Source organism: Hyunsoonleella flava, assembly GCF_004310325.1.
Taxonomy (GTDB): domain Bacteria; phylum Bacteroidota; class Bacteroidia; order Flavobacteriales; family Flavobacteriaceae; genus Jejuia; species Jejuia flava.
The window spans coordinates 626,045-640,590 of the sequence record NZ_SIRT01000001.1 but is presented as its reverse complement, the minus strand read 5'-3'; the positions used below and the strand labels follow the sequence as shown (position 1 = coordinate 640,590).

The window sequence follows — 14,546 nt, the reverse complement described above, 5'->3', positions numbered from 1 at the left end:
TATTTTGAGTGAGAATAACAATGAAGAGTTAATTGATACTCTTGAAAATTGTATAAATCAATTTCAAGTTTTGAAAGGAAAATTAAGTTTAGAACCAGTTTGGGCAATTTTAAAGGTTTTGGCAACAAAAGATAAAGTTCACGATGCAAGGTATGCTAGCCTAATTAATTCTAAAAAAAGTGGTGGTTTTTGGACTGATTTCATTTCAACATTAATTATCAATAATTTATTTGGACAGGTTTTAAAGAAAGGGGTTTCGGCATTGCTCAGGACTACAGTTTGGACAGAGAAAATTAAACTTGAATTTGCTTCAAAAGCACCCAAAACAAGGCCATTGTTGCCGCCTTTATCCCATGTGTCAAGGGTGCCCCTAAAAAGCGGTCTTGAGGTAAGTTGGGATAAAACAATAGAAGAATTTCTTGGTAAAAGAACTTCTACTGCTTTGACAAATATTGCTAATGATCTTGGTAAGCATTCTCTAAACCACATAAAGAATTATTCCAGTTTCGTAAGTGCAAATCACGAACCAGGAATTTATGAGGCAACAGAGATTATGAAAAAAATCTCTGAATACTATAAAGAAATATGTGGTAATGCAGTGAATGATATCAAACGATATGTAAAAATTATCAAAAATGGAAAAGTCTATATACCAGCTGCTTTTTTTGATCCAGAAATAAAAGATAAGGAGTCAAATTTAGTTTTTTACAAACCTAAAATTAACCTAAGATTAGAAATCAAGGAATGGTTAAAAGTCTACAATAATATATTAGAACTTAATAATAAATTTGAATCGTTACAATTAGATTTAAAACTATCAGCTATGATTTGGTCAATTGTTTTACCATTAAATTTATATGATGTTAAAAAGGAACGAATATTGATAACAGACACTACAATTGAATACGGCGATTCAGGTGGAGGGCCTCCTAGATATAGGCAATTGTTTATATATCCTCCATCTGGAGGGTTAATACTGGCTAATAAGGACCGCGATGAAGCTCTTATAAATGAACTATTTAAACGGTTCCCTTATAAAGATTGTAAGGTTTTAAATCGGACATTTAAAGAAACCTTCATAGATGATGAATGGTTTCAAAAACAAACAGAACATATAAAGGCCATATATTTAATGAAGTTTTTTACGGATATGAGAAATTCATTTGACAGATTTCTAAAAAAAATTAAAAAATCAACTACTAAATCAATTCCTAAAGGATTAATAGCAAGTATTGATGGACTGCCGGAGTTTTAATTTAGCACAAAATATGTTACTAATAACTTATTTCAGAATTTTTATTACAAAGTTTAAGGTTTTCACCAATATTGTATTACTTACTTTAAATTTCAGAAAATGTACAATTTAGTTTAGACAACCTATTTAATTTTTGTTGTCCTGTCACATCACTCTTCCAATTTTATGCAAAATCAGCATTTCGAGTTTCTTATATTCCAAATGTTCAACAAGAAGGCCTACAGATATATTTAGCAAAAGATAAAACGTTCATTTAAATAGCAAAACTACGTAGTATCAATCACAAAAATCCACAATTTTCTGTTCAACCTTTCCCATTCTAAGTAAAACATACGTAAAATGTTATTAACATTAGCATGTTTATACGTAGTAGTTTACGTAAATCTACCTGTGTAAAAAATCATTTAAAATTATTGGTAATGAGTTAGTTGTAATTAGAATCTGTGTTTTAGCAGGTTGTTTTATGGATAAAAAGAGGTGTGTTTATGGGGTTTAACATGGGGTATATCTAAATGTACTTATATATTTGCTTAAAAATTAAGTATAAATACTTAGAAAACAGTTAAAAACTATAAATATGAAATCTCTATTAAAACGTACCTCTTGGATTTTACCCTTAGCAGTGTTACTATTTGCTTGTGGTGGCGAAAAGAAAAAGGAAACTGTTGTAGCTGAAGCTACTCCAGCAAGTACAACAAAAACATTAGAAATTGAAAAACCACAATTAACCTTTGGGTTTATCAAATTAACAGATATGGCACCTTTAGCTATTGCTAAAGAAAAAGGGTTCTTCGAAGATGAAGGCTTATTTGTTTCTGTTGAAGCACAATCTAATTGGAAAAACGTATTAGATCGTGTTATTGATGGTCAATTAGACGGTTCTCACATGTTGGCAGGTCAGCCAATTGCTGCAGGCGCAGGTTTTGGTCGTCAAGCAGAATTAGTTACGCCATTCTCTATGGATTTAAATGGTAATGGTATTACAGTATCTAACGATGTTTGGTCTAAAATGAAGCCAAACGTACCTAAAGATGCAGATGGTAAACCAATACACCCTATAAAAGCAGATGCACTTAAACCTGTAATTACTGAATACAAAAACAGTGGTAAGGCATTTAAAATGGGTATGGTATTCCCAGTTTCTACGCATAACTACGAAATAAGATATTGGTTAGCAGCAGCGGGTATCCACCCAGGTATGTATACTGCTGATAACGTACAAGGACAAATTGATGCTGAGGTTTTACTATCTGTTACACCTCCGCCACAAATGCCTGCAACGCTAGAAGCAGGTACTATTTATGGGTACTGTGTAGGAGAGCCATGGAATCAACAAGCGGTATTTAAAGGTATAGGTGTACCAGTTACTACCAACTATGATATTTGGAAAAATAATCCAGAAAAAGTATTTGTAATGACTAAGAAATTTGTGGATGAAAACCCTAACACTGCAATTGCTGTAACTAAAGCGTTAATTAGAGCAGGGAAGTGGCTAGACGAACCAGGAAATAGAGCAGAGGCTGTAAAAATATTATCTATGAGTCAATACGTAGGTGCAGACGAAGCGGTATTAGCAAACTCAATGACAGGTACTTTTGAATTTGAAAAAGGCGATAAGCGTGAGATGCCAGACTTTAATGTATTCTACAAGTACAATGCAACATACCCATTCTATTCTGATGGTATATGGTTTTTAACGCAAATGAGACGTTGGGGACAAATTCCTGAAGCTAAGCCTGCAGATTGGTACGCATCAACTATAAAAGATATTTACAGACCAGATATTTGGACTAAAGCTGCTAAACTTCTAGTAGAAGAAGGTAATATTCCTGCTAGTGATATTCCAACAACTGATGGGTACAAACCAGCTACTGGAGATTTTATAGACGGTACAACGTATGATGCTAAAGATCCTATTGGATACATCAACAGTTTTGAAATTGGTAATAAAGACAAGGCTGTACAGTAATAAGATAACATTTGTCATTCCGAGCGAAGTATGAGGAGGAATCTCATCATTACTTTTGAGATTTCTCGTCACTCGTTCCTCGTTCTGTCGAAATGACAATACACAAACACTAAACACTATCTAAATAAAAGAATCATGAAGCAAAGTGTAACATTAGGAAAAGTAACCAAATTTATGGGATTAGGCTTTTTAAGTACATTTAAAGATCTATTCACGGGGAAGCTAGAAAAGGAAGATTACAAAGCCTTTTTACGTAAAGTCATTGTACCTGTTGCTTCCGTTCTATTATTTTTAGGATTATGGCATTTAGGCGCAAAGGCGCTTTACAATGTTGAAGCTGAATTTAGAATTGAGAAAGCACTAAACGAACAGGGGCAAGCTGCAGCAGACGACATGGCTGCTTGTATTGCTAGTGGCGATACGAGTTGTCAGCCTAACACCTTGCCGTCACCTTCACAAGTTTGGACATCGTTTCAATCGTTACTTAACGACCACGCCTTAATTAGTGCAGATAAAGCTGCTTTTAAAGAAAAAACTGCAGCCTTAAATGAAAAACGTGTTGCTGAAGGTAAAGATCCTATTGTGTATACGGGACGCCCATCATTCGTAGATCAAATCTTTAGAAGTTTAAAAACCGTTTTTGCAGGGTTCTTTTTAGCGTTACTTATTGCTGTGCCTCTTGGTATTTTTATAGGGTTGAGTCCAACTTTAAAAAGTGCGTTTAATTGGTTTATTCAAATTTTTAAACCTGTATCGCCAGTAGTTTGGTACTTATTAGTGTTTATGATTGTAAAAACATTATTGATTGATTCTAGTGAGGATAGCTCGTTTAGTATTTCGTTTATAGCAGTTGGTTTATGTTCTATGTGGGCCACATTGGTAAACACGTCTATGGGAGTTTCATCTGTAGATAAAGATTACATCAACGTTGCTAAGGTTTTAAAATTAGGGAATTTCCAAAAGGTTTTTAAAATAATATTACCATCGTCTTTACCATTAATTTTTACAGGTTTAAAAATTACCTTATCTGTAGCGTGGATGGTATTAATTGCTATTGAGCTTTTAGCACAAAGTCCTGGTTTAGGATTGTTTGTTTGGGAAGAATTCCAAAATGGTGCAAACGACTCCAACGCCAAAATTATAGTAGCCATGTTTGTTATTGGTATTATTGGTTTCTTATTAGATCGCTTGATGTTATCGATACAAAACTGGGTGTCTTTTGAGAAGACTGATGCGATATAATATGATGGATGACTGATGACCGAAGACCGAAGTTTAGCTCGTTTGCGGATATACTTTGACTTGGAATTGAAAAATAAAGTTGGCGGATAAACCCGCGTTAGGGATTGAACGGCATGTTGGAGCTCCTCGCAGAGAGCGACTAGTGAAAGCCCGACCCTTGTGGTAACGCCCTAAAAATGTTGAATTGTTTAAATGTTTAATCGTATAATCGGTTAAACGTATCAACGAATTAACGATTAAACACTATTAAAAATGGCATACTTAGAATTAAATAATGTTTACAAAACCTACGGAACGGATGAGAACGCTACCGAGGTGCTATCTAATATTAATTTATCGATAGAGGAGGGCGAGTTTGTAGCGATTGTGGGGTTTACGGGAAGTGGAAAAACTACCTTGGTAAACTTAATAAATGGATTGCTTGAGCCAACGAAAGGCGAGGTGTTGTTTAAAGGGAAACCTGTTGAAGGTACAAGCCATGAGCGAGGTGTTATTTTTCAGAATTACTCGTTGCTACCTTGGTTAACAGTTGAACAGAATGTGTTAATGGCGGTGAAAGAGGCGTTCCCAAAACGCGAAAAAGCGGTATATAAGCGTAAAGCGGCATACTATATTGATATGGTTGGTTTAACGCCTGCTATAAATAAACTACCTAAGGAATTATCTGGTGGGATGCGACAACGTGTGGCGGTGGCTAGAGCACTATCTATGAAACCTGATATGATTATTATGGATGAACCTTTAGGGGCCTTGGATGCTTTAACCAGAGGAACGCTGCAAGACCAGATATTAAATATTTGGGGTAAAGATAAGCGTACAGCGTTGTTGATTACTAACGATGTGGATGAAGGTATTTATATGGCAGACCGTATTATACCGCTTCGTCCAGGACCAAATGCAACTTTAGGGCCTGAGTTTAAGATTGATATTGAGCGCCCACGTGATAAGACAGCAATGAACGACAACCCTAATTATAAGAAAACAAGAAATGCGATTATTGAGTATTTAATGGATATTGGGGAAGAGCGTAAATCTCAAGTTTCTGAAGCGTTTTTGCTTCCTGATTTAGCACCAAAAGATTTTGTTAACCAATTTAGATAAGCACATCATGAGCACAATAATTGAAAATAAAGACACTATTATTACTAAAACTTCTGGATTTCCTTCTAAAGATGTGATGCTAGATTTAAAAGATTTGAAAAAAGTGTATCCAACACCAAAAGGTGATTATGTGGTGTTAGAGCATTTAAATCTTCAAATAAAAAAAGAAGAATTTGTTACCATTATTGGGCATTCTGGATGTGGTAAAACAACTATGTTGTCTATGATTGCAGGATTGAATCCAATTTCTGAAGGAAACATATCCGTATTAGGTAAGCATATTAAAGGCCCAGGTCCAGATAGAGGTGTTATTTTTCAAGCGCCTAGTTTAATGCCTTGGATGACGGCTTTACAGAATGTGATGCTAGGTGTAAATCAAGTATTTCCACACGCTACAAAAGCGCAACGTAACGACATTGCAAAGTATTATTTACAGAAAGTAGGTTTAGAAGATGCTTTTAATAAGCGTGCATCAGACTTATCGCAAGGGATGCAACAGCGTGTTGGTATTGCTAGAGCCTTTGCTATAAAACCTAAAGTATTATTACTGGATGAACCATTTGGTATGCTAGATTCGTTAACCCGTGGTGAATTACAGGATACTTTAATTGACATTTGGAACAAAGAAAAAATTACAGCGGTAATGATTACCCACGATGTGGATGAAGCGATATTTTTAGCAGATCGTGTTGTGATGATGACTAGCGGACCGCGTGCAAAAATTGGTGATGTTCTGGATATTGATTTTGAAAGACCAAGAACACGTAAAGCTGTATTGGAACATGACGATTATTATAAATACAGAAAACATTTGATAGATTTCTTAGAGCACTAAGACGCAAAATTCACAAGTATTTTATTGTACAAAAGTTGCTTACCAAAACATGAGATTTTTGGGAGTTCAGGGTAAATACAACCTAAAATCAAAATAATTAATTAAAAAAACTCAAACAAAAAATTAAACTTAAAAACGAGTAACAATGAGAAAACAATATGTATTAATAGGCTTGATGGCATTGATAGTTCAATTAGCACAAGCGCAGTTTACATTAGATGGTCAATTTAGACCAAGAGCAGAATACCGTAATGGATTTCAAACCTTAATTCCAGATGGAGCTGATGCAGGTTTTGCTATTAATACCAGAGCGCGTTTAAATGCTGGATACCAAACCGAAGCATTTAAAGTGTACTTGAGTATTCAAGATTTATTAGTTTGGGGTGAGAACCCACAAATTATTCCTGTTGATGCTAACAATTCGTTCGCAATTTTTGAAGCGTGGGCAGACCTGAAATTAGGCGGAAACTGGTCTGCTAAAATTGGGCGTCAAGTTTTGTCTTATGATGACCAACGTTTCTTTGGTGGTTTAGATTGGGCACAGCAAGGTAGGAATCATGACTTAGCTATGATTCAATACAAAGGTGATTTTATTCTAGATTTAGGTTTTGCCTTCAATCAAGATCTTGATAATAACGGAGGCCCTCTTTTTGGTTTCCAAAATGTTGGTACGGGCTATCCTAATAACAATCCGTTTCAATACAAAACGATGCAGCATTTATATGCAAAAAAAGCTTGGGATGGTTTTGCAGCAAGTTTGTTATTAGTAAACTATGGGCACCAAGCTTTTGATACTAATAGCGATCCTGATGGGGTAAATAGTCTTTTTACGGCTGGTACACACTTAACATACAAAAAAGGAGCTTTTGGAGCTGCGGCAAATGCTTTTATTCAAACTGGAGAATTCTTTAATGGTAGCACGGATGTAGGAGGCGCTTACTTATTAGGACTGGATTTAACCTATAAAACCTCAGACAAAGTAACATTAGGAGCTGGTGTTGAATTAATAAGTGGTGATGATGCAAGTACTACTGATAAAACGGAAGCATTTATTCCAACATTTGGAACCAATCATAAATTCAACGGTTTTATGGATTATTTCTACGTAGGTAACCATATCAATACCATTGGTTTATTTGATGTTCATGTTAGTGCAAACTTTAAGTTGAGCGATACCTCTAGCTTAATGGCAAAGGTGCTAAACTTTAGTGGAGATCAAGAATTACCAAGTGGTGAAAAATCTTTAGGTACTGAGATTGACATGGTATATTCCAAGAAATTTAAAGGTTATGCTTTAAAAATTGGATATTCCCATTTATTCGCTGCCGACGGTATGTATGAATTAAAAGGCGTTGCCGAAAGTGCTGCAAAAGACACTCAAAACTGGGCATGGGCGATGTTAATTATTAAGCCAAAATTTTTAAATACAGCGAAATAAGACTTTTAGTGTTTATTTAAATTGGAAATAATTTTCATAATATAAAGTGTTAATTAGTTTGATATTCCAATTTATGAAGTCCCGCTTAGTGCGGGACTTTTTGTTTAATAATAAAAATGAGCTCCTTTTAGTGAATTCCGAAAGATGTAAAAAGAGCATTTTGCTCAAAAAAAAGCCTTGAAATTTTTCTTCAAGGCTTTTCTGTTTATATGAAAGTTGGTTTATTAACTGCCCAAACCTAATTGCTCCATAGCTTCTTGTTGTTGCTCCATATAAGCTTCCCAGCCTCCAGCAGAAATAATTTGGAAAATAGACAATGCAAAAGCAATTACGCCTAAAACCAAACCAATTATAGCAATAGTCTTTGCAGTTTTCAACTGACTGAAATTACTATACAATTCAGGATTCTCTTGGTATAACTTTGTGTCTTTATTTACTAAAAACAAGGCTATACCTGAAAATAGTAAACCTCCGATACCCATACTACAGCAGCAAGCTATAAAAGATACTATACTAAGGATTAAAGCGATGGTTGCATTTGGTAATTTTTGTTGTTCCATAATTTTAGATGTGTTAAATTAAAATTTTAAAAGCATAGCTTCCTACTATGATAGCAACATTTAATATTGCCAATACTATAATTATTCTATTTGACGATTTAAAAGGTTTAACAGCATTGATGCCTACTACTACAAATAGCAATACTAACGTGTAAATAGCAGGATACATTTTAAAAGCTGCGATAAATTCACCTTGAATTAATAACGAAAAGCTACGTTGTAAGCCACAACCCATACATTCCACACCCAAAAACTTCTTGTTTAGGCAGGGAAGCATGTATTTTTCCAGTTCACTTATTAATAGCATAAACGGCTTATTTGTGCTAAATATAATGAAAATGAAAAGAATTAAACACGTAAGGATTTTAAGAAATGGTAATTTTATTTACCAGAAATAACAACCTTTTTGTTAAGTGTTTGATTGTCTGATAATTTTAGAGACACCACATAAATACCAGAACTTAAAGATTTTGTGGATACTGTATGCTTCCGTTTGTTAGAAAACATCGGTTGCTCAAAAACTAACTTACCAGAAACATCATAAAGAAAAATATGGTCTATTTCTAGACGTTTTGGATTAATGATTTCTAAGTGGTTACGTCTTTTGTTTTCAAATATTTTAAAATCTGATGCAGCTACTGTTTCTATGTTCAACGTATTCTGTTTGCTGAATGCAATTTCAAATCTGTCGTTATAGAGGCCTTCTTTCAAAACAATACTAAACATATTATTTCGTATATCTGTGTATGTGTCATTCAATTTATCATGTACATAAATAGTGACGCTTTCAGGAATGGCTTTAAGACTATATACTGAGATGTCAAAAGTCGTATCGTCCTTGTTTGTTTTTAATCCGATAGGGATGGTTGTGTCGTCAGTGTAATTGATTGATTTAATAACGAGTTCCTTGTCTTCAGACAATAAATAGGCATCTCTAGTTAAGCCTTCTTCATAATTTCTTCCATCAAAAAATCTATTGTAAGTATCATTGTTTGGAGTGCCATCTCTAAATGCAATAACACTTTCTCTATAAAAGGTGTTATCTATTTTCGTATGCACCCTTATTTCAGGAATTATCAATGGGTTATTAATAATCTCCTGGTAATCAATACCATTATGAGACATCGCAATTACCTCAGGTTTTTTATGTTCTTCGCTTTTTCCTTTTGATTTATTTTTGGCAAAAACAGAGCCATTTCCCCCTGTAGTAGAATCCTCTGCTAAATATAATCGCATAGCATTATTAAACACAGCTGTTCCACCACCTGGCAAGCCTCCATTATCCAAACTGCTTACTATAAAACCTTGTCCAACAGCGGCATATCGTCTTGCATATTGGTAGTAAAATCTTGAGTGTTTCCGGCAGTGGGGCCATTTACACTACCATCCAAGTTATAATTTTCAAATGGAGCAGTCGCATAAGAACCATTGTCTGCCAGATTTGTAGGGTCACCTGGTGTGTACACACTATATCCACCTTGATAATCTGCTAGATTATGTGATCCTACGGGAATTTGCTCCCAAAAGAAAGCTTCTCCATTCAGGATATTTCTGTTATTAGTTCCTGTAGGTGACGTTGAGCCATTGCCATCAGTTAAAAACAACTTTAAATCCAAAGCTGATGGGTAAGGGTTGCCTGTAAGTGTTTCTACTTGAGTTGTTGGTCCAGAAAGTGGATCGGAATCAACACCTGTAAAGGTGCAATCAATTGAGATGTCTCCTGTATTTGGTCTACCTCTTAAATCTAAGACATTATTTACGTTTGGACTACCTTTAAGGGTGAATCCATAACCCGACGGTATGTTGCCTGTATTTAATTCTTGTGACCAATCAGCGTATCCGCCACCAGATATCAATGTAAAAATCCAGTACGTTGCTAACTGAGTTGCGGTACCATTATATGAATTACCAATAAAACCATACGGAACTGATGTTACATTCGTCAGATCGGTGTGATCCGCTGGATCATGAATATTGGTACCATCAAAATCAACATTTGCATTTAGAGTACCGTCAATGCTTACGCCAACAGGCGAGCACCAAAAATTATAATCGTAAATTCCTGTTGTTTGATTTTGATAAATTGATAGTACTCCAGCATCGGAGTTTTTAGTATCTGTATTTTGAAGCAGTTGTGCATCGCTTCTCATATAAATATTAGATGTGGTGGTTTCCAGTCTAATACATCATTTACAAAAAGCACAACGTCCCTAGCATAGAGATATGAGTTATCGTCAACATACAAATCCTGACTAAAAGAAATGCTCAAACCAAACCAAACAAAGCACAATGTAACTAAGCTCTTGAAGGTAGAGTTGAAGCGTGCTAAACCAAATGTTCTCAATATCGAAGTAAGAAAATTCATTAATATTAGGGGCTTTTACAAGCGAATATACAAAAAAATATCAGTTTAACAGGTTTATATGCATTTTGTCGATATCCTGTCTTTTAATAATTAGACCCTATTATCAAAACGATGTCACAATTTTCATGTAAATTTGTGTTACTTTACTAAAGCAGTTCTATCCTCTTATGAAATACCTTAATTACATTTTAATCTTATTGGGTGCTATCATTGCTATGTATGCCAAAGCCGGCGAGGAGCAGAATCAGTATATTTTGATTGCTGGTATAGTTGTTTTGATGATAGGTGTTTATAGAATAGCTAGGACTATTCCAAGTAGAAGAGATAATGAACAAGAAGAAGACAATTAAACTGTAATGGCTATTAAGGTTGGAGACAGAGTTTTAGTTTTAGACGATGACCTCTCTGGTATTGTAAAAACAATAAAAGGTAACGAAGTAACATTAGAAACTGAAGATGGTTTTTTATTAAGTTTTGCTGAAAGTGAATTAGTGTTGATACACAGTGCTGATGCTATGATCGAAAATACGCTCAACACATCTAACATTAACGATATAATCGCAGAAAAGGAAGCTGTTAAAAGAAAATCTTCTAAGCGCATAAAACCAAAAGAGCGATCCCAACCAGCTATGGAGGTAGATCTGCACATCCATCACTTGGTAAAATCGTCTCGCGGTATGACAAATTTTGAAATGTTAGACCTACAATTGCAGACAGCAAAACGTCAATTGGAATTTGCCATTGGCAAACGTATCCAACGCATTGTTTTTATACATGGTGTAGGAGAGGGTGTTTTAAAACAAGAATTGGAAACTTTATTTAGGCGCTATGACAATATCAAGTATTATGATGCCAATTTCCAGAAATATGGATTTGGTGCTACCGAAGTTTATATTTACCAAAGTGTGAATTAAGGAAAGTCAGGGGTGATTTCTGTACTTCCAGATAGCTTGCTTTCTCCTGTTAAAATTCCAAAGTCAAATTCATCCTGAGATAAAAAATCAATTCTAATATCAGAGACTACAAGTCTCACAACAAATGTTCTTGAGATACTATGCTCTTTGTAGGCCATAGCAGGCGTAGAGGTAGTGACACTAGGGTTTAGATAATCTGCGCCAATATCGCTATTTGTGATATCGTTTAATGGGTTTTGGTCTTGGGTATCCGTTTCTTCATCTCTGGTTAATACGCCATCGCCGTCATCGTCACTATCAAGATAATCTGGAGTGCCATTGCCATCGGTATCCTGAGCATCAGAGAGATCTCCATTGCCATCGGGATCTGGGTTCTCGTTTGCTGTAAGTACATTATCGCCATCGTCATCTTGATCTAAATAATCAGGGATACCATCGTTGTCAGTATCTTGCGCATCCGAAAAATCTCCATCTCCATTTGGGTCTTGGTTTTCTAGTTCTGCAGGGATACCATCATTGTCGTCTTCGGTAAAAGTCCTAATGATAGTGGCTACTGCAGTCGCATCATTTTGATCAACTACAATATTCAAACCCTCTGGAGGAACACTAGAGCAAAATAAATCCTTTGGTAAATCAGGTCTGTCATAGGTTCTGTAAGTGAAGCGCACATTAGGCTTAGGTATTACCAGAGAATCATTATCTGGGTCTTCTTCAAATATGTCATCTAGCGTATAGCTAGAAATTAATACCGAAACAGTTTCCGAAGGGTCTTCTTTAGTTTTATAGAGCAAGAGGTCTACTTCACCACAAGCAACAAACGTATCATCGAAATCAAATTCAAAATCAATAACATCACCGTCGCTACATGAAAAAATAACTAGAAAGCCATATGATAAAAGCAGTGATGATAGACGTCTCATAGAATTAAATTTTAAGCAAAAATAATAGAATTGTATATATAACGTCTCTAATTATTAATAATTTTATTTGACCTATTTTTGTTAGAAATTTAGAACGAATGCAACAGGTGTATTTTGATAATGCTGCTACTACTCAAATGCGGGAAGAAGTTATTTCCACGATGACGGATGTATTAAAACACAATTATGGAAATGCCTCATCCTCATATAGTTTAGGTAGATCTTCTAAATCTTTAATTGAAAATTCAAGAAAAGCAATAGCAAAGCTTTTAAACGTTTCTTCCAGTGAAATTATCTTTACTTCTGGCGGTACCGAAGCTGATAATTTAGCATTGCGATGTGCAGTGAGAGACCTTGGTGTAAAACATATCATTACTTCTAAAATTGAACACCATGCCGTTTTACATACTGTTGAAGCATTAAAGAAGGAGTACAGTATTGAAGTTTCTTTTGTTGAGATGGATGAAAAGGGAGTTATTGATTACAAAGGACTTGAGAAACTTCTAAATGGCATAAATACTAAGGCCTTAGTAAGTTTAATGTTGGTTAATAATGAAATTGGCAACATTCTGGATATAGAGAAAATAGCAAATTTGTGTGAAGCCCATAATGCTTTGTTTCATACAGATGCTGTACAAGCTATAGGGCATTACAATTTGGATTTGCAAAAAATTAAAGTAGATTTTTTAGCAGCAAGCGCACATAAGTTACATGGCCCAAAAGGTGTTGGTTTTGCATATATAAGAAAAAACAACCATATAAACCCTTTGATTTCTGGGGGAGAGCAAGAGCGAGGTCTGAGAGCAGGTACTGAAAGTGTTCATAACATAGCTGGACTTGAAAAGGCCATGACTATGGCTTATGAAAATTTAGAGTCTGAGACTGAATATATTAAAAGTTTAAAGTCTTATTTTATTTCAAAAGTTAAAGAAGAAATTCCCAATGTCATCTTCAACGGTCTGTCGGGAGATTTAGAAAAAAGCACCTATACACTTGTGAACATGCGTTTGCCGATAGCCGCAAACAAATCAGGAATGTTTCTCTTTCAATTGGATTTAAAGGGAATTGCCTGCTCGAAAGGTAGTGCGTGCCAAAGTGGAAGTAGTCAAAAATCTCATGTATTATCCGAATTATTAAATGCAGACGATCTAGAAAAGCCTTCAATTCGTTTTTCATTCAGTATCTACAATACTAAAGATGAAATTGATTACGTGGTTGGTATTTTGAAAGATTATATCAACGAATGAAAGTACTTGATTTAGAGCAATGAATTCTTTCCTTTAAATCGACTATTTACCATCTTGTTTATTGCCTTTATAGTAGTATTCATTAAAAGAATTTCAGCATTTATTACTTGGCATTATTAGTACAGATATTTCATGTTTAAGTTTGGTGTTGAGATGGTTAAGCTATTTTTGATTTTTTCTAATATCAAGTAAAATTTCCTTTATATCTTCTAGTAAAACTTCCGTTTTACCTTTTTCATCATTAGTAGATTGCACTGAGCCTGAGTTGTTTTGAAGTAGCTCCCTTTGTTCTAAAACAGTTGTTTTAAAATCATGAGCATCAACAATTCCAATAAGTTTCATGTCGCTTCCCTTGGGATTACTATTACCCGCAGTTTCAATTTTTAAAACTCTCAAGTCTAGATATTTTAGAATAGGGTTCTCAATAAAGGTTAAATCTTGAATGTTTTCCAAAGGAATCGTTTTTTCAACTCTAAAAAACACCCCTTTTTTAAACTCTAAATGTTTAGTTGTGAGTTGGCACTCTAAACTGTTATAATATTTTTTACCAATATGCTGCCCCAAACCTAAGAGCCATACAATAAGGATCGGGATTCCAATAATTGAAATGAACAGAAAGAATGAAACCACCAAAACAATATATGTTTTTATGTTTTTGCTAAATGTAGCTTGTTGGATTACTTTTACTTCGGGTTTCATA

The 14,546-nt window shown here is 34.8% G+C and carries 15 protein-coding genes; 9 read left to right on the top strand and 6 right to left on the bottom strand.

Annotated features, from left to right (window positions below):
* Positions 1–4: 4 nt before the first annotated feature.
* From EYD45_RS02695 to EYD45_RS02670, 6 genes are all read left to right on the top strand, one after another.
* A complete protein-coding gene (locus tag EYD45_RS02695) occupies positions 5–1,255 on the top strand; it encodes a hypothetical protein (protein WP_130962799.1) in 1,251 nt (416 codons plus the stop codon).
* 577 nt (positions 1,256–1,832) lie between these two features.
* Entirely contained in the window at positions 1,833–3,224 is a 1,392-nt protein-coding gene (locus tag EYD45_RS02690) for a CmpA/NrtA family ABC transporter substrate-binding protein (RefSeq protein ID WP_130962798.1), read from the top strand.
* A 135-nt stretch (positions 3,225–3,359) separates the two neighbouring features.
* Positions 3,360–4,466, top strand: coding sequence for an ABC transporter permease (locus EYD45_RS02685; protein ID WP_130962797.1), 1,107 nt, complete (start codon positions 3,360–3,362; stop codon positions 4,464–4,466).
* Positions 4,467–4,718: 252 nt separating this feature from the next.
* Positions 4,719–5,567 carry an ABC transporter ATP-binding protein gene (locus EYD45_RS02680; RefSeq protein ID WP_130962796.1) on the top strand — a complete coding sequence of 283 codons (849 nt, stop codon included), beginning with the start codon at positions 4,719–4,721 and terminating at the stop codon, positions 5,565–5,567.
* Between the two features lie 7 nt (positions 5,568–5,574).
* Positions 5,575–6,402 (top strand): ABC transporter ATP-binding protein, encoded by an 828-nt coding sequence (locus EYD45_RS02675; protein WP_130962795.1) that lies wholly within the window; start codon positions 5,575–5,577, stop codon positions 6,400–6,402.
* A gap of 145 nt (positions 6,403–6,547) precedes the next feature.
* Positions 6,548–7,840, top strand: a complete 1,293-nt coding sequence (locus tag EYD45_RS02670) for an alginate export family protein (RefSeq protein ID WP_130962794.1) — start codon at positions 6,548–6,550, stop codon at positions 7,838–7,840.
* Positions 7,841–8,064: 224 nt separating this feature from the next.
* Here EYD45_RS02670 and EYD45_RS02665 read toward each other — a convergent pair whose 3' ends face one another.
* The 4 genes from EYD45_RS02665 to EYD45_RS02650 all read right to left on the bottom strand — a co-directional run bounded on the left by EYD45_RS02665 (position 8,065) and on the right by EYD45_RS02650 (position 10,550).
* Positions 8,065–8,400 carry a CCC motif membrane protein gene (locus tag EYD45_RS02665; protein ID WP_130962793.1) on the bottom strand — a complete coding sequence of 112 codons (336 nt, stop codon included), beginning with the start codon at positions 8,398–8,400 and terminating at the stop codon, positions 8,065–8,067.
* Between the two features lie 13 nt (positions 8,401–8,413).
* Complete coding sequence (locus tag EYD45_RS02660) at positions 8,414–8,707, bottom strand: DUF2752 domain-containing protein (protein WP_130962792.1); 294 nt, start codon at positions 8,705–8,707, stop codon at positions 8,414–8,416.
* A 74-nt stretch (positions 8,708–8,781) separates the two neighbouring features.
* Entirely contained in the window at positions 8,782–9,687 is a 906-nt protein-coding gene (locus tag EYD45_RS02655; protein ID WP_130962791.1) for a T9SS type A sorting domain-containing protein, read from the bottom strand.
* Between the two features lie 8 nt (positions 9,688–9,695).
* Entirely contained in the window at positions 9,696–10,550 is an 855-nt protein-coding gene (locus EYD45_RS02650) for a hypothetical protein (RefSeq protein WP_130962790.1), read from the bottom strand.
* Between the two features lie 412 nt (positions 10,551–10,962).
* Here EYD45_RS02650 and EYD45_RS02645 point away from each other — a divergent pair, with 412 nt between their 5' ends.
* Positions 10,963–11,115, top strand: coding sequence for a hypothetical protein (locus tag EYD45_RS02645; protein WP_233702495.1), 153 nt, complete (start codon positions 10,963–10,965; stop codon positions 11,113–11,115).
* 6 nt (positions 11,116–11,121) lie between these two features.
* Positions 11,122–11,679 (top strand): Smr/MutS family protein, encoded by a 558-nt coding sequence (locus EYD45_RS02640; protein WP_130962788.1) that lies wholly within the window; start codon positions 11,122–11,124, stop codon positions 11,677–11,679.
* Here the strand turns inward: EYD45_RS02640 and EYD45_RS02635 are convergent.
* Complete coding sequence (locus EYD45_RS02635; protein WP_130962787.1) at positions 11,676–12,599, bottom strand: hypothetical protein; 924 nt, start codon at positions 12,597–12,599, stop codon at positions 11,676–11,678. The two genes, EYD45_RS02640 and EYD45_RS02635, sit on opposite strands and share 4 nt — an antisense overlap.
* A 98-nt stretch (positions 12,600–12,697) precedes the next feature.
* Here EYD45_RS02635 and EYD45_RS02630 point away from each other — a divergent pair, with 98 nt between their 5' ends.
* Positions 12,698–13,846 carry a cysteine desulfurase family protein gene (locus tag EYD45_RS02630; RefSeq protein ID WP_130962786.1) on the top strand — a complete coding sequence of 383 codons (1,149 nt, stop codon included), beginning with the start codon at positions 12,698–12,700 and terminating at the stop codon, positions 13,844–13,846.
* 162 nt (positions 13,847–14,008) lie between these two features.
* Here the strand turns inward: EYD45_RS02630 and EYD45_RS02625 are convergent, their stop codons facing one another.
* Complete coding sequence (locus tag EYD45_RS02625) at positions 14,009–14,545, bottom strand: PH domain-containing protein (protein ID WP_130962785.1); 537 nt, start codon at positions 14,543–14,545, stop codon at positions 14,009–14,011.
* Between the last annotated feature and the right edge of the window lies 1 nt (position 14,546).

Bases quoted from the DNA above. Each gene is read 5' to 3' on its own strand.
- EYD45_RS02670 (WP_130962794.1), top strand. From the start codon at position 6,548: ATGAGAAAACAATATGTATTAATAGGCTTGATGGCATTGATAGTTCAA.
- EYD45_RS02650 (WP_130962790.1), bottom strand. From the start codon at position 10,550: ATGAGAAGCGATGCACAACTGCTTCAAAATACAGATACTAAAAACTCC.
- EYD45_RS02665 (WP_130962793.1), bottom strand. From the start codon at position 8,400: ATGGAACAACAAAAATTACCAAATGCAACCATCGCTTTAATCCTTAGT.
- EYD45_RS02630 (WP_130962786.1), top strand. From the start codon at position 12,698: ATGCAACAGGTGTATTTTGATAATGCTGCTACTACTCAAATGCGGGAA.
- EYD45_RS02680 (WP_130962796.1), top strand. From the start codon at position 4,719: ATGGCATACTTAGAATTAAATAATGTTTACAAAACCTACGGAACGGAT.
- EYD45_RS02625 (WP_130962785.1), bottom strand. From the start codon at position 14,545: ATGAAACCCGAAGTAAAAGTAATCCAACAAGCTACATTTAGCAAAAAC.
- EYD45_RS02635 (WP_130962787.1), bottom strand. From the start codon at position 12,599: ATGAGACGTCTATCATCACTGCTTTTATCATATGGCTTTCTAGTTATT.
- EYD45_RS02685 (WP_130962797.1), top strand. From the start codon at position 3,360: ATGAAGCAAAGTGTAACATTAGGAAAAGTAACCAAATTTATGGGATTA.
- EYD45_RS02690 (WP_130962798.1), top strand. From the start codon at position 1,833: ATGAAATCTCTATTAAAACGTACCTCTTGGATTTTACCCTTAGCAGTG.
- EYD45_RS02675 (WP_130962795.1), top strand. From the start codon at position 5,575: ATGAGCACAATAATTGAAAATAAAGACACTATTATTACTAAAACTTCT.
- EYD45_RS02660 (WP_130962792.1), bottom strand. From the start codon at position 8,707: ATGCTATTAATAAGTGAACTGGAAAAATACATGCTTCCCTGCCTAAAC.
- EYD45_RS02640 (WP_130962788.1), top strand. From the start codon at position 11,122: ATGGCTATTAAGGTTGGAGACAGAGTTTTAGTTTTAGACGATGACCTC.